We start from the raw sequence: 19,439 nt of genomic DNA, 5'->3' as shown, positions 1-19,439 counted from the left end.
CGGTACGACCTGGTCGAGGCCCTTGGTCGTTCATGCGGGGCCGCTCTGCCCCTGCCGTTCGCGACGCACCGCGTCGCCGCGTGGGGTGGCATGTGTGCGCAAGGCGGGTCGCCGCCCAGGGGGTAGGGGCCTGCCTGCCCTCCATGCTCCTTCGGTTCTTGTCGGGTTGTCAGCTGTTTCTGTTCACTTCATTGACACGAGTCACCTCCGGTCATAGTTTTCGCGCCGTACCCGTGGTGCCTGACGGCTTGTCAAGCCGACTCTGACGCGCAGTGCGTTCAAGGGCCGAACGTGGCGTCCGTTGGCACGTGTACACGCGGTCCACAACGATGTGCCCGCGCACCGAAGGAGTGACGGCTCATGTCCCACGCTGCTTCTGATGGGTTTTCCCGGCGATCGGCCCTGCGACTGCTGGGCGGCGCCATCGCGGTCGCCACGGCTGCCACCAGCACCGGTTCCGCCCCGTTCGCCTACGCCGAGTCCAGATCCAGCGCCGGTCCTCGCGTGGAGGGCCGGATCGGGAAACTCACCCTCGACGAGAAGATCTCCCTGCTGCACGGCGCCACCGACCCCACATCGCTCGGCCAGGCCGGATATGTGCCCGGAGTCCCGCGGCTCGGCATCCCCCCGCTCCGACTCGCCGACGGGCCCGCCGGCGTCCGCGTCACCCAGCACGCCACGGCCCTGCCCGCCCCCGTTCTGCTGGCCTCCGCCTTCGACCCAGGTCTCGCCCACCGCTACGGCCAGGTCATCGGGCGTGAGGGCCGCGCACTGGGCCAGGACGTGCTGCTCTCCCCGATGGTCAACCTCATCCGCACCCCGTACGCGGGCCGCAACTTCGAGACCTTCAGCGAGGACCCGCTGCTGGCCGGCGATCTGGTCGCGGCCGAGATCCGCGGCATCCAGGGCGAGGGACTCATCGCCACCGTCAAGCACTTCGCGCTGAACAACCAGGAGAAGGACCGCATGTCCATCGACGTGCGGGTCGACGAGCAGACCATGCACGAGGTCGAACTACGCGGATTCGAGGCGGCCATCGCCGCCCGCTCCGGCGCGGTCATGGGCGCGTACAACAAGGTCAACGGCACCTTCGCCTGTGAGAACAAGACCCTGCTCACCGATGTCCTGCGGGACCAGTGGGGATTCGACGGCTGGGTGATGACCGACTGGTTCGCCGCCCACAGCACCGGCGCCGCGATCACCGCGGGCCTCGACATGGAGATGCCCGACGGCACCTACTTCGGTGCCGCCCTGAAGACGGCCGTCCAGAACGGCAGCGTCTCCGAAACCTATGTCGACCGTGCCGTGCGCCGCGTCCTGGCGGTGATGGACCGCTTCGGGCTGCTCGACGCAAGCGCCCCGCCCCGCCCGGGCCGTGACCCGAAGGCGGGCGCCGCCGTGGCCCTGGAGGTCGCCAAGGCCGGTGCGACCCTGCTGCGCAACGACGGCCGCGCGCTGCCCCTGACCGGAGCCGCCGCCCGCAGCATCGCCGTCGTCGGACCCACCGGTTCGCTCCCCTTCGTCAGCGGCGGCGGCAGCGCGCATGTCGTCCCCGACCAGGCCGACAGCCCGTTGGACGCCATCAAGTCCCGCGCGGGACGAGGCGCCCGCGTCTCGTACGCGCTGGGCGAGGACCTCTTCGGCAAGCCCATCCCCGCGGACGCGCCGAACCCGGCCTTCAACACCGAGGCCCAGGCCGTCGCCGCCGGCCGGACCTGGACGTACGACGGGACGCTGACGGTCGCGGACGCCGACGAGTGGACCTTCGTCATCCACTACTCGGGCGAGCGCCCCAAGGTGCTCCTCGACGGCGAGGACCTCTTCCCGGTGGCACCCGGATTCGGCGAGTACTTCTCGGGTGGCCTCGTCTCGGCCGCCCCCGACGGCCTGTCCGTGCGCCGCAAGACGCTCGACCTCGCCAAGGGCGCGCACCGGCTTCAGGTCACCGCGCAGGGCGGGAGCGGCGGGCAGCTGTTCCGGCTGCGGCGCATCACCGGAGCGACCCGCGCGCAGGACGTCGCCGAGGCCGTCAAGGCCGCGCGGGCCGCGCACAGTGTTGTCCTTTTCGCCTACGAGGACGCGACCGAGGGCCTGGACCGCACGACCATCGCGCTCCCGGGTCACCAGGCGCGATTGATCGAGGCGGTGACGGCGGCGAACCCTCGTACCACCGTTGTCCTCAACACCTCGTCCTCGACCTCCATGCCCTGGGTGGACCGCACGGCCGCCGTGCTCCAGATGTACTACCCGGGCCAGCAGGGCGCGGCCGCCACCGCCGCCGTCCTGTTCGGCGACTGCGACCCGGGCGGACGGCTCACGCAGTCCTTCGCGGTCGACGACGACCACCATCCGGTCGCCGGGGATCCACGCCGCTACCCGGGCGTCGACGGCACCGAGGAGTACTCGGAGGGCATTCACGCCGGCTACCGCTGGTACGACGCCGAGGGCGTGCGCCCCCTGTTCCCCTTCGGGCACGGGTTGTCGTACACCTCCTTCGCGTACGACGATCTGCGGGTGCGCCGCGCCCACCAGGGTCTCGATGTGACCTTCACCGTGCGCAACACCGGACGGCGCGACGGCATCGAGGTCGCCCAGGTCTACGTCGGCCGTTCGCCGGATCTCCAACTGGACCAGGCTGTACGGGTGTTGGGCGGCTACCGACGGCTCGCGCTGCGGGCGGGGGAGCGGCGCCAGGTCACCGTTCGGGTATCGGCGCGCACACTCTCGTCCTGGGACGTGAAGAGGCACGGCTGGGTGCTCGGCACCGGACGCCGCACCGTATGGGTGGGTGCGTCCTCACGCGATCTTCGGCTGAAGACGACCGCGGAGGTGAGCGCGTGATACGCCACCTGGCCATCGGGCTCACCGCCCTCGCCGCCGTCCTCGGCGCCACGGCACCGGCCCAGTCCGCCTCCGCCTCGGCTGCGCGGCACACCCTCGTGCGCACGGACGCGGGCTGGGTCCGCGGCGAGACCACCACCGAGGGACGGCAGTTCCTCGGCATCCCGTATGCCGAGCCGCCCGTCGGCGATCTGCGTTGGCGGAACCCTCGGCCCGTCGAGCCCTGGCACGGTGTGCGCGCCACGAAGGACTTCGGCAAACGTTGTGTGCAGACGGCGAGTTGGGACCCCGGCTACGAACAGCCCAGCCACACCGAGGACTGCCTGGACCTCAATGTGTACGTCCCCGACGGCGCCGGACGGCGTCCGGTGATGGTCTGGCTGCACGGCGGCGGGCTCACCGCGGGCGCGGGCGAGGACATCGTGCCCGACACCTTCGCCCGGCAGACCGGCGCGGTCGTCGTGACCGTCAACTACCGCCTCGGCGCGATGGGTTTCCTCGCCACGGCCGGACTCGACGGCGAGGCGCGCGACGGGATCTCGGGCAACTTCGGGATGCTCGACCAGCAGGCCGCGCTGCGCTGGGTGCGGGCCGACATCGGGCGCTTCGGCGGCGATCCGGGACGCGTCACCATCGCGGGCGAGTCGGCCGGCGGCCGCTCGGTCTGCACCCAGATGGCCTCGCCGACCTCGAAGGGCCTGTACCGCGCGGGCATTGTCGAGAGCGGCGCGTACGGGAACTGCGCGGCACGCACCCACGAGACGGCCGTCTCGGCCGGCGCCGCCTTCGCGAAGAAGGTGGGCTGTGCCGATCTCTCGCTCGGCTGCCTGCGGGGCAAGTCCTCCGAGGAGATCCTCGCCGCGCAGGCCGGCTTCGACTGGGGACCCGTCGTCGGCGGAGACTTCCTGCCCGTGCAGCCCTTCGAGGCGTACGCGAAGGGGGCCGCCGCCCGGGTGCCCGTACTGAACGGGGCGAACGAGGACGAGGGGCGGCTGTTCGCCTTCGGCCAGTTCGACGTGAGCGGGACACCGCTCACCACCGAGCGGTATCCGGTCGTCGTCAAGGACGCCTTCGGCGCGGACCAGGGTGGGCGGGTGCTCCGGCGCTACCCGCTGTCGGACTACCCCTCGCCCACGATCGCGTACGGCACCGCCTTCGGCGACTACCTGATGGCCTGCCCGGCGCTCCGGCTCGACGGCGCGCTCGCGGCTCGCGGTCCGGTCTACTCGTACGAGTTCGCCGACCGCACCTCGCCGCCGTTTGCCTCGCTGCGCAATCTGCACACGGACTTCGACTTCGGCGCGACCCACGTCAACGAGGTGCAGTACCTCTTCAAGCACTTCGGGCTCGAGACCCCGCTGAACGCGGAGCAGCGGGTGCTGTCGAGGCAGATGGTGCAGTACTGGGGATCCTTCATCCGGGGCGGCGTGCCCCGGGCGGACGGACAGACCGCGATGCCCGACCGCACGGGCGTGGTGCTCTCGCTGCGGACCGCCTCCGCGGGCGGAAACACCCTCAGCACCACGGTCGCTCACGCGCACCGGTGCGACCTCTGGGACTCCGCCTCGTAAGACGGACCAGGTAGGCTGCCCGGCGTGCGCCCAGGGGGGAGCGCACGCCGGGTGATCATGAACCGCGCACGTACGGTGCACGCCCGGAACACGCACAGCGAAACGGAGGAAACGGCGTTGCACGTCCAGGAGTGGCTCGAGACGGTGCCCGCGGTCAGCATCTATGCGCTGGTGGGCCTGGTCATCGGCCTGGAAAGCCTGGGCATCCCGCTGCCCGGCGAGATCATCCTGGTCTCGGCGGCCCTGCTCTCCTCGCAGCACGCGGGCATCAACCCCGTCATCCTCGGGGCGTGCGCCAGCCTCGGCGCGATCGTCGGTGACTCCATCGGCTACGCCATCGGCCGCAAGGGGGGACGGCCGCTGCTCGCCTGGCTCGGCGCCAAGTTCCCCAAGCACTTCAGCGAAGGCCATGTCGCCACCGCCGAGCGCTCCTTCCAGAAGTGGGGCATGTGGGCCGTCTTCTTCGGCCGCTTCATCGCCCTGCTGCGGATCTTCGCGGGTCCGCTGGCGGGCGTGCTGCGCATGCCGTACTGGAAGTTCCTGATCGCCAACGTGCTCGGCGGCATCATCTGGGCCGGAGGTACGACCGCGGTCATCTACTACGTCGGTGTGGTCGCCGAGTCCTGGCTCAAGCGGTTCTCGTGGCTCGGGCTGGTGGCGGCGGTGCTCATCGGGCTCGCTTCGATGCTGATCGTCCGCCGCAAGGCGAGGAAAGCCACCGCTGAGCGTGAGGCGGAGCCCGAGCCCGTGCCCGCCGCCGAGTAGGTTCCCTCGGTTCGCAACGGCGGCCCGCCGGTGGCTGGTCGCGCAGTGCCTCGCGCCGCTACGGGGCGTTCTTCCTACCCCGCGTTGTGCGCCTGGCGGTGTGCCTTCGCCAGCTCCACGTACAGCGTGCCGTTCAGCGAGATGCCCTCACGCTCCTCGTCGGTCAGCCGGCGCTTGACCTTGGCGGGGACGCCCGCGACCAGTGAGCCCGGGGGCACCTGCATCCCCTGCGGCACCAGGGCCTGCGCGGCCACCAGCGAACCGGTGCCTATCACCGCGCCGTTCAGCACGGTGGCGCCCATGCCGATCAGGCAGTCGTCCTCGACGGTCGCGCCGTGCACCACGGCGTTGTGCCCGATGGAGACCCGCGCGCCGATGGAGATGGGGAATCCGGGGTCCACGTGAAGGCTGCAGTTGTCCTGGACATTGCTGTCGGCGCCGATGACGATCGGCCCACAGTCGGCGCGCAGCACCGCGCCGTACCAGACGCTCGCGCCCGCGTGCAGCGTCACGTCCCCGATGACCACGGACGTGGGCGCCGCGAACGCCTCCTGGTCCACCTGCGGATCCTTGCCGCCGATCCCCATGATCAGCGCCTGCTGCGTCATCACCGTCTCCTCTTGGTTCGGTACACCGGCACCGTATGCCATCGGTCCCGGCCCCGGTGGGGTGAAGATCACAGCCGTACGAGCCCATCGGCGCGCCGTGCGCTGAGTACCGTGAGCGGGTGCCCAGGAGCAAGAACACGTTCTCATCATGGCGGCGCCGCCTTGCGCAGCGCGCCGTCCACGCGGGCTGGGCCTGGGTGCAGCGCACGGGTGCGGTCACGGCCGAGCACCCCGGGCGATTCCGCTTCGGCGCGATGGGAACGAGTACCAGACTGGCCTTCCCGCTCGGCACGGTCTTCGGGGAACCGTGGATCCACCTCGGCGCCCATTGCATCGTCGCCGAGCAGGTCACGCTGACCGCCGGTCTGATGCCCGACCTCGACCTCGGCCCCGACCCGATCCTGCGCATCGGCGACGGCGTGGTGCTCGGCCGCGGCAGTCACGTCATCGCCGACACGACGGTCACGATCGGCAGCGACTGCTACTTCGGGCCGTACGTGTACGTCACGTCCACCAACCACTCCTACGACGATCCGCACGAGCCCATCGGCAAGCAGTGGCCGCGGATGGAGCCGGTGGAGATCGGGGCCGGCTGCTGGATCGGGACCGGGGCGGTGATCCTGCCGGGGGCGCGGATCGGACGGAACGTGGTGGTGGCGGCCGGTGCGGTGGTCCGCGGTGCGGTGCCGGACCACTCGGTCGTGGCAGGCGCCCCCGCGCGCGTCGTGCGGCGCTGGGACCCGGTGCAGGGGTGGCAGCCGCCGCTGCGGACACCGGCGCCGGTGCCCATTCCCGACGGCGTGACGCCGGAGCAGTTGCTGGCGCTGTCGGGGATGGACGAGGAGACCGCGGCGCGTCTGGCGGAACTGGACCTCGATGCCGAGGGCGCCTCCGGCGACGTGCGCGCCGAGTCCTGAGCCCTCAGGGCCTCAGCCGGTGGCGAGCAGCACCGTGCCGACCAGCGCGAGGCCCGCGCCCGCCGCCTGCACCCCGCGCAGCCGTTCGCTGAGGATGCCGCGTGCGGCCAGGGCGGTGACCACCGGATAGAGGGAGGCGAGGACGGCGGCGACCGTGACCGGGCCGTGCTGGGCGGCGACCGAGTACGTGCCATTGGCCGCGACATCGGCGAGGCCGACGAAGGCGAGCGCGGGGAGGGAGCCCCAGGGGAAACCCCCCTCGGGGAGGGCCCGGGCGCCACGCTTCACGGAGACGAACAGGGCCGTGCCGCCCACCGCCACATTGGTCACGCGCTGGACGAACAGCGCGAGGAACAGCCCGGTCACCGACGACGACGCTTCCGCGATCAGCGCGAACACCGTGCCGAAACCGAGCGCCGCGAGCAGCGTGAGGAGGATCGCCTGCCGCTGCACGGGGGCGCCGCGCAGCTGTGGTCCGCCCGCGAGCACGACGCCCACGACGGCGACCGCGATGCCCGCGAACTGCGTGAGCCCGGGACGCTCACCGAGGACGAGTCCTACGGTGATGGGGACGGCCACGCCCAGCGAGCCGAGCGGGGAGACGACCCCCATCGGGCCGAGGGCAAGCGCCTTGTAGAAGGAGAGCAGCGCGACCGGTCCCACCAGTCCGGCGGCGAACGCGAACCACAGCTGCGGTCCCGCCGCGCTCCAGCCTCCGGTGGCGACCACGATCGCGCCCAGCACCGCCGCCGCGATGGTCTGAGAGACGACGACCACCGTGAGGGCGGGAGTACGCCGGGTCAGCAGACCTCCGCCGAAGTCGGCCAGGCCCCACAGGAGGCTGGTGGCCAGGGCGAAGAGTGCTGTCACGGGGTACCTCGCAGTACAGTTCGGTGAACGATCAGGTGCACCACACGATAGTTCACCGAATTGAACTCTGTCATCCAGGATATTGGACGGAATGTGTCGGACCTCGACCTGCTGACTCAGTCCCTGGCGCGCAACGTGAAGCGCTGGCGCACCGAGCGCGGCTTCACCCTGGAAGCGCTCGCCGCTCGCGCCGGAGTCAGCCGCGGCATGCTCATCCAGATCGAGCAGGCCAGGACCAACCCCAGTCTGGGCACCGTCGTCAAGATCGGCGACGCCCTCGGTGTCAGTATCACCACCCTCCTGGACTATGAGCAGGGCCCCAAGGTCCGGATCGTCCCGGCCGAGCAGGCCGTACGCCTGTGGCACACGGACGCGGGCAGCTACAACCGGCTCCTCGCGGGCACCGAGGCGCCCGGCCCGCTGGAGATGTGGGACTGGCGGCTCATGCCGGGCGAGGGCAGCCCCTCGGACCCGCATCCCGCCGGCACCGTCGAGCTCGTCCATGTCATGGCGGGCGAGCTGACCCTCACGGTCGACGGAGTCGAGCACCGCGTCCCCGAGGGCGCGAGCGCCTCCTTCGAGGCCAACACCCCGCACACGTACGGCAATGACGGCGACGTCCCGGTCGAGATGGTCATGGCGGTGTCCGTCCCGCTCGTGCAGTGAGACACCCGGCGGGCGGCGCCGACGGGGCTGTTAGCGTGCGGTCATGCGCGCACCCATCGGACACTTCGACCACGTCACGCCCGCCCCCGAGTGCCTCGACGAACTCACCCGTCCGGTCGCCGACGCCGTGCGTGAGTGGCGGGGCAGCATCCCCGCCGAGCAGATCGTCTACGTCGACACGGACCCGCAGTGGGCCGACACCGCCACGTTCGTCGAGCACTACGGCCGCGAGCTGCTCGACCAGTCCGCCAACTGCGTGGTCGTCGCGGGCAGGCGCGGCGGCGAGACCACGCTCGCCGCGTGCGTCGTGCTCTCCACCACCCGTGCCGACGTCAACGGTGTGGTTCGCCGCCAACTCGGCGCCCGCAAGGCCTCGTTCGCGCCGATGGATACGGCGACCGGGGAGACCGGCATGGAGTACGGCGGCATCACGCCGATCGGACTCCCGGGCGGCTGGCCCGTGTTGGTCGACTCGGCTGTCGTCGAGCTGCCGTACGTCCTGGTGGGCAGTGGCCGACGGCGCGGGAAGCTGCTGGTGCCGGGGAAGGTGTTCGCGGAACTGGCGAACGCGGTGGTGTTGGACGGGCTCGGCGTGTGAGGGCCGCCTCGCTGATCGGGGAGCGCGCGCGGCTGTGTCACCGCCTCGAACGGGCGCTCTGACACGGTGCTTCAGGCTCTTCGATGACAGCCTCGCCCGGCATCCACCGGTGCGGACCCATCAAGCCCGGGATCAGTGTGCCGCGGGAGCCGCGCGCCGTGTCCGACGCGGCTTCGATCCCGTCCTCGGCCCGGCGGGTACCCACCGTTGTTGATCGCGTATCCCGCGCGGCCGGAAGCCGGTGCCCCCTCAGACCTCGGCGCCGCCTCCTGATGACGACGGCGCGTGGTGGGCCAGCGCCAGATGCGGATCCGTCTCGCCGGGGGCCGGTGCCGGATCGGCGTGGACCAGGGCGGCGGTGAGTTTCGGGACGGCGTGCAGCAGGGCGTGTTCGGCGTCCACGGCGATGCGATGGGCTCGGCGGACGGTCGCCTCGCCGTCCACGACGACCGCGACCTCGGCCCGCAGTCGGTGTCCGATCCACCGAAGCCGCAGCTCACCCACGTCGCGTACCCCCTCGACCTGCCGGAGCGCCCGCTCGGCGCGGTCCACCAACTCCGGTTCGACGGCGTCCATCACGCGCCGGAAGACCTCGCGGGCGGCATCGCGCAGCACCAGCAGAATCGCGGCCGTGATCGCCAACCCCACCAGTGGGTCGACGAGTTGCCGGCCGAGGGCGGCCCCGCCCGCGCCCACCAGCACGGCGAGTGAGGTGAATCCGTCCGTTCGGGCGTGCAGTCCGTCCGCGACGAGTGCCGCGGAGCCGATCTCGCGGCCGACGCGGATGCGGTGTCGCGCAACCCACTCGTTGCCCAGGAAGCCGATGAGGGCGGCCGCCGCGACGACCGGGATATGCCGCATGGGCTGCGGGTCGAGCAGGCGGTCCACCGCCGTCCAGGCCGCGAACGTCCCGGACGCGGCGATCGTCAGCACGATCACGATGCCTGCGAGGTCCTCCGCCCGCCCGTAGCCGTACGTGAAGCGCCGTGTAGCAGCGCGGCGGCCCAGTACGAAGGCGATCCCGAGCGGTATGGCCGTCAGCGCGTCGGCGGCGTTGTGCACGGTGTCCCCGAGCAGCGCGACCGATCCCGAGACGACCACAACGACCGCTTGCGCCAAGGCCGTTGTGCCGAGGACGGTCAGGGAGAGCCAGAGCGCCCGCATGCCTCGGGCCGACGATTCCAGGGCGGAGTCGAGCTTGTCGGCGGTTTCGTGGGAGTGGGGGGTGAGGAGGTGGCGCAGGCGGCTCGCGAGGGTGGTGTGCGCGTGCGGGTGCGGGTGGCTGTGAGCGTGGGGGTGCCCGTGCCGGGGCTGGTGAGGGCGGTCGTGGTCGTGCGGGTGATCGGGGCCGTGCTGGTGTCCGTGCGGGAGAGCGAGGTCGTGCTGGTGTGCGTGCGGGAGAGCGAGGTCGTGCTCGTGGCTGTGCGGCTGCCCGTGGCCGTGGCCGTGCCCGTCCTCGTGCGGCTCTTCGTGTGCGTGCGGCCGCTCGTTGGCGTGCTCGTGGTAGTGCCGATCGCTCACGTGGGGCCCCTTCCGCCGTGCGGCAGTGGACGTGTCGGTGTCCACGGGGCCATTATGTGCGTATGAGCGCACGCATGCACCTATCACCTGCGCAGGATGCGCACCCGCGCACTCCCGGCGAGGAGCAGTTCGCGCTCGCCGCCGAACTCCTGGCTCTCCTCGGCGATCGCACCCGTCTCGCGCTGCTCCATGCCCTGACCGGCGGCGAGGCCGACGTCAGCACGCTCACGGAGGCGTGCGGTGCCGCGCGTCCCGCCGTCAGCCAGCATCTGGCCCGGCTGCGGCTCGCCGGGCTCGTGAACACCAGGAAGGAAGGCCGCCGGGTGATCTACTCGCTCGGCGACGGCCATCTGCGCCGAGTGGTCGATGAGGCACTGAGCCTTGCCGATCACCGCATCAACAACCGTCCCGCGCACGACTGAGGACGACCGGGAGGCCGTACGCCCCGTGGTCGTCGTACCCCTCAGTCGTCGGTGTCGTCCTCGCCCGCCTCCAGCAGGTTCGCCGCCGCGCCCACGATGCTCGGGTCCGGGCTGCCGACGACCTCCTCGTCCTTGTCGGCGTAGTCGAAGCGGGCCAGGACGCTGAGCATGGCCTCGACCCGGGCCCGCTTCTTGTCGTTGCTCTTCACCACGGTCCAAGGGGCCTGTTCGGTGTCCGTCTCGCGAAACATGGTGACCTTGGCGGCGGTGTAGTCCTCCCAGCGGTCCAGTGAGGCCAGGTCCATGGGGCTCAGCTTCCACTGCCGTACGGGATCGAGGCGGATCGTGAAGCGCGTACGCTGCTCGCCCTGCGAGACAGAGAACCAGAACTTGATCAGGTCCACTCGCCCACCGCGCAAACCGCTTGCCGTGATCGTCACAGGGTCAGCAGGATGGCGCCATGCCTACCTTCACCGCCCCCGACGGGACCCAACTCGCCTACCACGCAACGGGGGAGGGCGAGCCCCTGCTCTGCCTGCCCGGTGGGCCGATGCGCGCCTCCGCCTACCTCGGCGACCTCGGTGGACTGGCACGGCACCGCCGGCTGATCAGGCTCGACCTGCGGGGCACCGGCGACTCCGGCATCCCGGCCGACCCGGCGACCTACCGCTGCGACCGGCAGGTCGGCGACGTCGAGGCACTCCGCGCGCACCTCGGGCTTGAACGCGTCGACCTGCTCGCCCATTCGGCGGGCGGCGACCTCGCCCTCCTGTACGCGGCCGGGTACCCGCGGCGCGTCCGCTCCCTCACGCTCGTCACCGGCCGTGCGCGGGCCCTCGGCGTCGACTTCACCGAGGAGCACCGCAGGGAGGCGGCCGCCCTGCGCAAGGCGGAGCCGTGGTTCGAGACGGCCCACGAGGCCTACGAACGGGTCTGGGCCGGTTCCGGGAGCGACGCCGACTGGGACGCCATCGCCCCGTTCTTCTACGGTCGTTGGGACGAGGCCGCCCAGGCGCATGCCGCGACCGACGTCGAGCAGACCAATGAGGAGGCCGCCGAACTGTACGCGTCCAGCGGAGCGTTCCGTCCCGCCGAGGCCCGCGCGGTCGTCGCCGCTTGGGACGCACGGGTGTTGCTCCTCGTGGGCGCGCTCGACAGCGGCCCGCTGCCGCGCGTCGCCGCGGCCATCGCGGAACTCTTCCCGCGGGTCGAGCTGACCGTCCAGCCGGACGCCGGTCACTTCCCGTGGCTCGACGATCCGGACGGTTTCAGCGGGACCGTCGCCGATTTCCTGGACCGGGGGAAGTGACCGCCTCAGGCCAGCCGCAGATCGATCCACTCGGCGGTCTCGCCCGGCAGCACATACCGCTCGATCTCGACGAACCCGCGCTTTTGCGCGAACCGCAGGCCGTCCTCGTTGGCCGCCAGGACGACCGTCTCGATCACCTCGGCGCCCAGCGTGCGCGCCTGCTCGAGCCCGCGTGCGTACAGCTCCTCGCCGAAGCCCTGGCCGCGGTGTTCGGCGAGCACGCGAGCGATCACCGTGGCCGTGGCGGTGTCGTGCGTGGGCGGGCGCACCGTCGTGCAGCCCACCAGGACGTCGCCGAGATACGCGACCTCCAGGTGGTTGCGCCGGACGCGCTCCCGTACGTCGTCGAGCGACATGGCGGCGGGCGGGACGATCACATTGTGGACGTGCTGCCAGTCCTTGAGACGGGCTTCGTCGTCCGGCTGCTCGATGCGAAGGAGGGACACGGGGTGCAGGAAACCGGTGCCGCCCACGGGACGTCAACTGCATTTGCGCATGGGGCGGCGACCGGTCAGCCGAGCCGCGGGATCTCGATGGCCGGGCAGAGGTCCATCACCATGTCGAGCCCCGCTGCCCGGGTCCGGTCGTACGCGGCCTCGTCGATGACATCGAGCTGGAACCAGACGGCCTTGGCGCCGATGGCGCCGGCTTCGTCGGCGACGGGGCCGGCGAGGTCGCCGTTCACGAACACATCGACGACGTCCACTTCGAAGGGGATCGCCGAGAGGGTGGGGTATCCCTTCTCACCGTGGACCGTCTCGGCCTTCGGGTGGACGGGGACGATGCGTTTGCCGAAACGCTGGAGGACGTCTGCCACCCGGAATGCCGCGCGCCGCTCGTTCGTCGAGAGACCGACGATTGCCCAGGTGTCGCCGAGCTCGGTGAGGATCTTGCGGATCGTTGCCGGGTCGCCGTACACGGTCGGCCTCCTTGGAGTCTGTGCAGGTGCTGTCCAGCGGACCAACAGTGTGCGGCGGGCGACCATTCCCGGAGGCTGAGCGGCTCCGCGCACCAGGACGGATTCCCGTCCGATCACTTCGCCACAGGCAGTAGCGGGAGGCCGATTTCGCTGTCGGCGCCCTCGTGGAACGGCCGTGGCCGGGGTGGGGATGAGCGGAAGGCCGCCCTCACGGGTTGAGGCACTCCGCACGGCGCGCGCCGGACCCGCGGGACGTCGCTGAAGTGTCCGACTGCTGAGTATGGAGACATCCAACCCGTTGTGCGAAGAGGCATTTCATGGCCTCTTCCAGTGGCCGATACGGTCGGATTCATGGAGTGGAAATTTCCGACGGCCGAACAACTCGCGGCTGCCTTGCGTGCCGGCGAAGTGACCTCGGCGGAACTGACCGACGAGGCGATCGCCCGTATTGAACGGGACGACGATGCGATCAACGCGATCTGTGTGCCGGACTTCGACCGTGCACGGGCCGCCGCGCGCGATGCCGACCAGGCGCGCGCCCGCGGTGAGGACGGGCCGCTGCTGGGCATTCCGGTGACGGTCAAGGAGTCGTACGACATTGCCGGGCTGCCCACGACCTGGGGTATGCCGCCGCACCGGGACTACATGCCGGCCGAGGACGCGGTGCAGGTGTCGCGGCTCAAGGCCGCGGGCGCGGTGGTGCTCGGGAAGACCAATGTGCCCGTGGGGCTGCAGGACGTGCAGACCTTCAACGAGATCTACGGCACCACCAACAACCCGTGGGACCACCGTCGTACGTCGGGCGGATCCTCCGGCGGCTCGGCGGCGGCCCTGGCGTCCGGATTCGGCGCGCTGTCCATCGGCTCCGACCTCGCCGGTTCGTTGCGCACCCCCGCGCATTTCTGCGGCATTTACGCGCACAAGCCGACACTCGGGCTGGCGGCGAGCCGCGGCATGGTCCCGCCGCCCGGGCCGGCCCTGCCGGTCGAGCACGACCTCGCCGTCGTCGGTCCGATGGCGCGCACCGCTCGCGACCTCACGCTCCTGCTCGACGTCATGGCCGGACCGGACCCGCTGACGCTCGGTGTGGCGTACCAACTGACGCTGCCGCCCGCGCGCCACGGACGGCTCCGCGACTTCCGGGTCCTGGTCGTAGACGAGCATCCGCTCATTCCCACCGGGTCCGCCGTGCGGACGGGCGTGGGCCGGGTGGCCGACGCGCTTGTCGACGGCGGTGCCCGCGTCGAGCGGGACAGTCCGCTGCTGCCCGATCTGACCGAAGCCGCGATGCTCTACAGGCAGTTGCTGTTTTCGGGCTCCGTTGCACGTTTTCCCGTCGAAGCATACGAGCAGCTGCAGGCCCGCGCCGCCGGACTGAGCGCAGACGACCAGAGTCTCGATGCGGCAATGCTGCGCGGCATGGTGTTCAGCCACCGCGACTGGATCGAGGCGAACAGCCGTCGCGAGCTCCACCGCCACGGCTGGCGGCAGCTCTTCGCCGAGTTCGACGCCGTGGTGTGTCCCATCACGCCCACTCCCGCGTTCCCGCACGACCACAACCCCGATCCGAGGGAACGTCGGATCGACATCGACGGCGTCGCGTACCCGTACTTCGACCAGCTCGTCTGGGCCGGTCTGGCCACCATGCCCGGTCTGCCCGCCACCGCCATACCAGCGGGCCGGTCCCCCGAGGGTCTGCCGGTGGGAGTGCAGCTCATCGGTCCGATGTTCGAGGACCGCACCCCGCTGCGGCTGGCCGAATTGCTTGAGCAGAAGATCGGCGGCTTCCAGGCACCGAAGTAGGGCGTACTGCCTGGGTCTCCGTCGACGGCAGGGCGTCACTCAGCGTTCCAGGACGAGGGCGAGGCCCTGGCCGACACCGATGCACAGCGCGGCCAGACCCGTGCCCGAACCCGCTGCCGAGAGCTGGTGGGCGACCGCTCCGGTGATGCGGGCGCCCGAGGCACCGAGGGGATGCCCGAGGGCGATCGCGCCGCCCTTCGGGTTGAGGAGGTCGGAGTCGAGGTCGGGAAGGGCCGCGAGGCAGCCCAACGCCTGTGCGGCGTAGGCCTCGTTGAGCTCGATGGTGTGCAGGTCGCCGAAGTCGCGCCCGGCCTTCGTCAGTGCCTTGCGGATGGCGTCCACCGGGCCGAGGCCGAAGTACTGCGGCTCGATGCCGGTCACGGCGCCGGCCCGGATCCTGGCCAGCGGCTCACGGCCGATTTCGGCCAGCCCGGCCTCGTCGGCCAGCAGCAGGGCCGCCGCGCCGTCGTTGAGGGGCGAGGCGTTGCCGGCCGTGACCCTGCCGCCCTCGCGGAAGACGGGCTTGAGACGGGCCAGCGCCTCGAGGGACGTGTCGTCCCGGATGCCCTCGTCGCGGGGCAGGTCGACACCCTCGACGGGGACGACCTCGGCGTCGTACGCACCGTCCTTCCACGCCCGCGCGGCATTCTCGTGGCTGGCGAGCGCGAAGGCGTCCTGGGCCTCGCGGGTGATCCCGTACTGGTCGGCGATCAACTCGGCGCTCTCGCCGAGCGGGATGGTCCATTCCTCTGGCATGCGCGGGTTGACCATCCTCCAGCCCAGAGTGGTGGAGTACAGCTGCTGGTTGCCGACAGGGAAGGCCCGGTCGGGTTTGGGCAGGACCCAGGGGGCGCGGCTCATGGACTCCACTCCGCCTGCGACGGCGATGGAGGCGTCGCCGAGCGCCACCGCGCGGGCGGCCTGGATGACGGCCTCCATCCCTGAGCCGCACAGCCGGTTGACGGTGGCTCCGGGGACCGTGACGGGCAGGCCCGCGAGCAGGACGGCCATGCGTGCGACGTCGCGGTTCTCCTCCCCGGCACCGTTGGCGTTTCCGAAGAGCACATCGCCGATGAGGGCCGGGTCCAGCGCGGGGCTGCGGTCGAGCAGACCGCGCAGCACGCCTGCGGCGAGGTCGTCGGGGCGCACCGAGGACAGCGCCCCGCCATAGCGGCCGATCGGTGTACGGACGGCGTCGACGACGTAGACGTCCCGCGGGCGCTCGTTCATCGTGACTCCTTGTGGTGGAGGGGGAGATACGGAAGGTGGCTGATGCCGGCCCGCCGGTCCGGGGTGCTGTCCGGGAAACCCGGCCGGCGGGCGATTGGGGGGAGCCGATCCACGGTCACCTGACGGTGTCGGGCACTCGTACGCGCGCGGCGGTACGGCTGACGATGTCGTCGGCGCTGATGCCGGGAGCCGTCTCGACGAGTACGAGCCCGTCCTCGGTGACGTCCAGGACGCCCAGGTCGGTGATGACGCGGTCGACGCATGCCCTGCCGGTCAGGGGCAGGGTGCAGGCCTCCACGACCTTCGGGCTGCCGTCCTTGGCACAGTGGTCCATGACGACGATCACCCGCCGGGCGCCGTGGATGAGATCCATCGCACCGCCCATGCCCTTGACCATCTTGCCCGGGATCATCCAGTTGGCGAGGTCCCCGGCGGCGGAGACCTGCATGGCACCCAGGATCGCCGCGTCGATGTGACCGCCTCGGATCATCCCGAAGGACAACGACGAGTCGAAGAAGCTCGCGCCCGGCAGCACCGTGACCGTCTCCTTGCCTGCGTTGACGAGGTCAGGGTCCACGTCCTCGTCGGCCGGGTACGGGCCGACACCCAGGATGCCGTTCTCCGACTGGAGCACCACATGCACCTCCGCCGGGATGTGCTCGGGCACCAGCGTGGGCAGCCCGATGCCGAGGTTCACGTAGTCGCCGTCCTGGATTTCGGCCGCCGCTCGTGCGGCCATCTCGTCCCTGGTCCAAGGCATCAGCGTCGCACCGTCCCTCGTGCCGGAGGCGCGGAAATCGTGCGCCGTTCGATCTGCTTGTCCGCGGCCTGCTCCGGCGTCAGTTCGACCACCCGCTGGACGAAGACGCCGGGGAGATGGATCTCGTCCGGGTCCAGCTCGCCCGGCTCGACCAGGTGCTCCACTTCGGCGACCGTGACGCGGCCGGCCATGGCGGCGAGCGGGTTGAAGTTGCGGGCCGAGCGGTGGAAGACGAGATTGCCGTGGCGGTCGCCCTTGGCGGCCCGGACCAGTGCGAAGTCGGTGGTGATGCCGTGTTCGAGCACGTAACGGCGCCCGTCGAACTCGCGTGTTTCCTTGGGCGGTGAGGCCACTGCCACGGTGCCGTCGGGCGCGTAGCGCCAGGGCAGGCCGCCCTCGGCGACCTGGGTGCCGACACCGGCAGGGGTGAAGAAGGCGGGGATTCCGCAGCCGCCGGCCCGCAGCCGCTCGGCGAGCGTGCCCTGCGGCGTCAGCTCGAGCAGCAGTTCCCCGGAGAGGTACTGGCGGGCGAACTCCTTGTTGTCGCCGACGTATGAGCCGGTGACACGGGCGATGCGACCCGCGGAGAGGAGGATGCCGAGACCGCCGCCGTCCACACCGCAGTTGTTCGACACCACGCTCAGCCTGCCCGCGCCGGTCGCGTAAAGCGCCTGGATCAGCACGTTGGGGACACCGCTGAGGCCGAAGCCGCCGACGGCCAGCGACGCTCCGTCCACGACGCCGGCCAGCGCCTCCTCGGCGGTGGCAACCACCTTGTCCATGGGCACTGCACTCCGTTCGGGTCCGGCAGCTCGCCGGACCGGCGTCTGCCTTGCTTCGTGTGGTCCTGTGTGGGGCCGGGGTCGCGCCGTCAACGCTGGAGCACGGTCCTCAGCGCGCCGAGCAGCTCGGCGTTGGCCGAGGATTCGTCCTGCGGTGTCGTGGCGGACCGCCAGGCGATGTATCCGTCCGGGCGGACGAGCAGGCAGGCGTCCTCGGCCACTTCCGATACGCGGCGCCACTCGCCGTAGGCGTCGCGGCTGTTCTCACCGCCGATGCGCGCGCGCTTGAGAGGAACACCCAGGGCGGACTCGCAGGCGGCCGCGGCGGCTTCCCACACGCCGCCGGACGGCCCGGTCACCAGCGTGAAGATTCCCTTGCCGACGACGTCCAGCGTGGACAGGCGGTGGCCGTCGTTGTCGACGAGCCAGGCGTGCGGCAGCTTGGCGCCGGGGCGCGTCGTGGGCCGGTGGATCAGCTCCGGGTCGCCTGCCCATTCCTCGGCGAGGCCTGCGTCCTGGACGACCGCGGAGGAGACATAGCGCTGGTTCATCTCGACACCGTGGGCGTTGAACTCGTAGTTCTTCAGCTGGACGGCTTCCTCCAGCGCCTGCCGCCGCTTGGCGCCGTCGGCCGTCTCGCTGCGGGATGCGGCGAGACCGTTCGCGATGTCGTCGTCCCCGCTGTATCCGTCGAGGCCCAGGGCCTCGAAGATCGGGCCGAACTGGTCGCGGCTCAGGTTGGCGCGATCGACGATCTGCTTGCCGACCGGCGCCCGCTCCGCGGTGTAGGTGTCCAGGAGAGCAGGCCCGGCCTGACCACGGATGACCATGGCGAGCTTCCAGGCCAGGTTGTACGAGTCCTGGATGGAGGTGTTGGAACCGAGACCGTTGGACGGCGGATGCCGGTGCACCGCGTCACCGGCGCAGAAGACACGCCCGGCCGAGTATGTCGTGGCGTAGCTGTGGTTGACCGTCCACAGCGAGCTCGACGTGATCTCGACGGGAATGTCACGGGCGCCGACGAGGTCGTGGACGATGTCCCGGGCCGTCGCCTCGTCCATCCGGGGCGGGGGCTGGTCGATGTCGTACCCCCACACCAGCAGCCACTCGTTCCACGGCCGCACCATGCGCACCAGGCCCATGCCGATGCCGCCCATGTGGGCGCCCGGCCGCAGCACCCAGTACAGAACGCTCGGGCGGTGGGCCACATACCGGGACAGGTCGGCCTTGAAGGTGATGTTCATGCTGCCGGCCTTGCCGCTCTGACCGGCGATCGGCAGCCCGATCTGCTCCGCCACCCGGCTGCGGCTGCCGTCCGCGCCGATCAGATAGCGGGCCCGCACGGTGAACTCGTCCCCGCGCACCCGGTCCCGGAGCAGGGCGGTGACACCGTCGGCGTCCTGCTCCAGGCTGAGGAACTCGGTGTCGAAGCGGACCTTTGCGCCGCGCGCGGCGGCGTTGTTCACCAGGATCGGTTCCAGGTACGTCTGCGGTAGGTCGATCATCTGCGTGGGGCTGGCGGCACCGTACTCGGTGGCCGCGTGCGGACCGGTGCCCCAGCTGCGGATCCGGCCGATCTCCTCGCCGGTCAGGGCGGTGCACAGGACGGTGTCGCCCATGAGTTCGGCGGGGCTGCCGGCCGCGGCGGCCTCGGCGTCCACACCGAGGTCGCGCAGCACCTCCATGGTGCGCTGGTTGGTGATGTGCGCGCGGGGGGTGTTGGCCAGCCAGCCGTACTTGTTGACGAGCAGAGTGCGAATTCCGTAGGTGGCCAGGAGCAGGGCGGCGGATCCGCCTGCGGGGCCGCTGCCGACCACGAGGACGTCGGTGTCGTAGGCGTGGGTCGATTCCATGGGA

At 71.0% G+C, this 19,439-nt stretch carries 18 protein-coding genes and 1 pseudogene; 9 read left to right on the top strand and 10 right to left on the bottom strand.

Annotated features, from left to right (window positions below; translation table 11 throughout):
- The first annotated feature begins 360 nt into the window (after positions 1 to 360).
- From ACIBK0_RS16185 to ACIBK0_RS16175, 3 genes are all read left to right on the top strand, one after another.
- Positions 361 to 2,841, top strand: a complete 2,481-nt coding sequence (locus tag ACIBK0_RS16185) for a beta-glucosidase (RefSeq protein WP_399080040.1) — start codon at positions 361 to 363, stop codon at positions 2,839 to 2,841.
- Positions 2,838 to 4,412, top strand: a complete 1,575-nt coding sequence (locus ACIBK0_RS16180) for a carboxylesterase/lipase family protein (RefSeq protein ID WP_399080037.1) — start codon at positions 2,838 to 2,840, stop codon at positions 4,410 to 4,412. Before ACIBK0_RS16185 ends, ACIBK0_RS16180 begins: the two co-directional genes overlap by 4 nt.
- A 117-nt stretch (positions 4,413 to 4,529) precedes the next feature.
- Positions 4,530 to 5,177 carry a DedA family protein gene (locus tag ACIBK0_RS16175; RefSeq protein ID WP_399080416.1) on the top strand — a complete coding sequence of 216 codons (648 nt, stop codon included), beginning with the start codon at positions 4,530 to 4,532 and terminating at the stop codon, positions 5,175 to 5,177.
- Between the two features lie 74 nt (positions 5,178 to 5,251).
- Here ACIBK0_RS16175 and ACIBK0_RS16170 read toward each other — a convergent pair whose 3' ends face one another.
- A complete protein-coding gene (locus ACIBK0_RS16170; protein ID WP_399080035.1) occupies positions 5,252 to 5,785 on the bottom strand; it encodes a gamma carbonic anhydrase family protein in 534 nt (177 codons plus the stop codon).
- A 119-nt stretch (positions 5,786 to 5,904) separates the two neighbouring features.
- Here ACIBK0_RS16170 and ACIBK0_RS16165 point away from each other — a divergent pair, with 119 nt between their 5' ends.
- The gene (locus tag ACIBK0_RS16165; protein WP_399080033.1) at positions 5,905 to 6,702 is read left to right on the top strand and encodes an acyltransferase; all 798 of its coding nucleotides are present in this window, start codon (positions 5,905 to 5,907) and stop codon (positions 6,700 to 6,702) included.
- Positions 6,703 to 6,714: 12 nt separating this feature from the next.
- Here the strand turns inward: ACIBK0_RS16165 and ACIBK0_RS16160 are convergent, their stop codons facing one another.
- Positions 6,715 to 7,572: an EamA family transporter gene (locus ACIBK0_RS16160; protein ID WP_399080030.1), complete on the bottom strand. Its 858-nt coding sequence runs from the start codon at positions 7,570 to 7,572 to the stop codon at positions 6,715 to 6,717.
- 93 nt (positions 7,573 to 7,665) lie between these two features.
- On the opposite strand from ACIBK0_RS16160, the gene ACIBK0_RS16155 reads away from it, so the two are divergent.
- Entirely contained in the window at positions 7,666 to 8,238 is a 573-nt protein-coding gene (locus ACIBK0_RS16155; protein ID WP_399080028.1) for a helix-turn-helix domain-containing protein, read from the top strand.
- Between the two features lie 43 nt (positions 8,239 to 8,281).
- Positions 8,282 to 8,836, top strand: a complete 555-nt coding sequence (locus ACIBK0_RS16150; protein WP_399080025.1) for a YbaK/EbsC family protein — start codon at positions 8,282 to 8,284, stop codon at positions 8,834 to 8,836.
- A gap of 249 nt (positions 8,837 to 9,085) precedes the next feature.
- On the opposite strand, the gene ACIBK0_RS16145 is transcribed toward ACIBK0_RS16150, so the two are convergent.
- The gene (locus ACIBK0_RS16145; RefSeq protein ID WP_399080023.1) at positions 9,086 to 10,357 is read right to left on the bottom strand and encodes a cation diffusion facilitator family transporter; all 1,272 of its coding nucleotides are present in this window, start codon (positions 10,355 to 10,357) and stop codon (positions 9,086 to 9,088) included.
- Between the two features lie 62 nt (positions 10,358 to 10,419).
- On the opposite strand from ACIBK0_RS16145, the gene ACIBK0_RS16140 reads away from it, so the two are divergent.
- A complete protein-coding gene (locus ACIBK0_RS16140; RefSeq protein ID WP_399080021.1) occupies positions 10,420 to 10,779 on the top strand; it encodes an ArsR/SmtB family transcription factor in 360 nt (119 codons plus the stop codon).
- A gap of 41 nt (positions 10,780 to 10,820) precedes the next feature.
- Here the strand turns inward: ACIBK0_RS16140 and ACIBK0_RS16135 are convergent.
- Positions 10,821 to 11,183, bottom strand: a pseudogene (locus tag ACIBK0_RS16135) (polyphosphate kinase 2); the annotation flags it as partial.
- A gap of 56 nt (positions 11,184 to 11,239) precedes the next feature.
- On the opposite strand from ACIBK0_RS16135, the gene ACIBK0_RS16130 reads away from it, so the two are divergent.
- Positions 11,240 to 12,088 carry an alpha/beta fold hydrolase gene (locus ACIBK0_RS16130; RefSeq protein ID WP_399080019.1) on the top strand — a complete coding sequence of 283 codons (849 nt, stop codon included), beginning with the start codon at positions 11,240 to 11,242 and terminating at the stop codon, positions 12,086 to 12,088.
- A 5-nt stretch (positions 12,089 to 12,093) separates the two neighbouring features.
- On the opposite strand, the gene ACIBK0_RS16125 is transcribed toward ACIBK0_RS16130, so the two are convergent.
- The gene (locus ACIBK0_RS16125; RefSeq protein WP_399080017.1) at positions 12,094 to 12,534 is read right to left on the bottom strand and encodes a GNAT family N-acetyltransferase; all 441 of its coding nucleotides are present in this window, start codon (positions 12,532 to 12,534) and stop codon (positions 12,094 to 12,096) included.
- A gap of 65 nt (positions 12,535 to 12,599) precedes the next feature.
- On the bottom strand, positions 12,600 to 13,007 hold the full coding sequence (locus ACIBK0_RS16120; RefSeq protein WP_399080015.1) for a CoA-binding protein: 408 nt from the start codon (positions 13,005 to 13,007) through the stop codon (positions 12,600 to 12,602).
- A 351-nt stretch (positions 13,008 to 13,358) separates the two neighbouring features.
- Between ACIBK0_RS16120 and ACIBK0_RS16115 the strand changes: the two genes are divergently transcribed.
- Entirely contained in the window at positions 13,359 to 14,810 is a 1,452-nt protein-coding gene (locus ACIBK0_RS16115) for an amidase (protein ID WP_399080013.1), read from the top strand.
- 39 nt (positions 14,811 to 14,849) lie between these two features.
- Here ACIBK0_RS16115 and ACIBK0_RS16110 read toward each other — a convergent pair whose 3' ends face one another.
- The 4 genes from ACIBK0_RS16110 to ACIBK0_RS16095 form a co-directional block, all read right to left on the bottom strand.
- On the bottom strand, positions 14,850 to 16,040 hold the full coding sequence (locus ACIBK0_RS16110) for a thiolase family protein (RefSeq protein ID WP_399080011.1): 1,191 nt from the start codon (positions 16,038 to 16,040) through the stop codon (positions 14,850 to 14,852).
- Between the two features lie 115 nt (positions 16,041 to 16,155).
- Positions 16,156 to 16,800: a CoA transferase subunit B gene (locus ACIBK0_RS16105; RefSeq protein WP_399080009.1), complete on the bottom strand. Its 645-nt coding sequence runs from the start codon at positions 16,798 to 16,800 to the stop codon at positions 16,156 to 16,158.
- Positions 16,800 to 17,582 (bottom strand): CoA transferase subunit A, encoded by a 783-nt coding sequence (locus tag ACIBK0_RS16100; RefSeq protein ID WP_399080006.1) that lies wholly within the window; start codon positions 17,580 to 17,582, stop codon positions 16,800 to 16,802. Before ACIBK0_RS16100 ends, ACIBK0_RS16105 begins: the two co-directional genes overlap by 1 nt.
- A gap of 89 nt (positions 17,583 to 17,671) precedes the next feature.
- Positions 17,672 to 19,435 (bottom strand): FAD-dependent oxidoreductase, encoded by a 1,764-nt coding sequence (locus ACIBK0_RS16095; RefSeq protein WP_399080004.1) that lies wholly within the window; start codon positions 19,433 to 19,435, stop codon positions 17,672 to 17,674.
- Positions 19,436 to 19,439: the final 4 nt, after the last annotated feature.

Source organism: Streptomyces sp. NPDC050564 (assembly GCF_044457265.1).
Classification (GTDB): domain Bacteria; phylum Actinomycetota; class Actinomycetes; order Streptomycetales; family Streptomycetaceae; genus Streptomyces.
The sequence above is the reverse complement of the archived record's forward strand: the minus strand, read 5'-3'. Positions and strand labels throughout refer to the sequence as shown.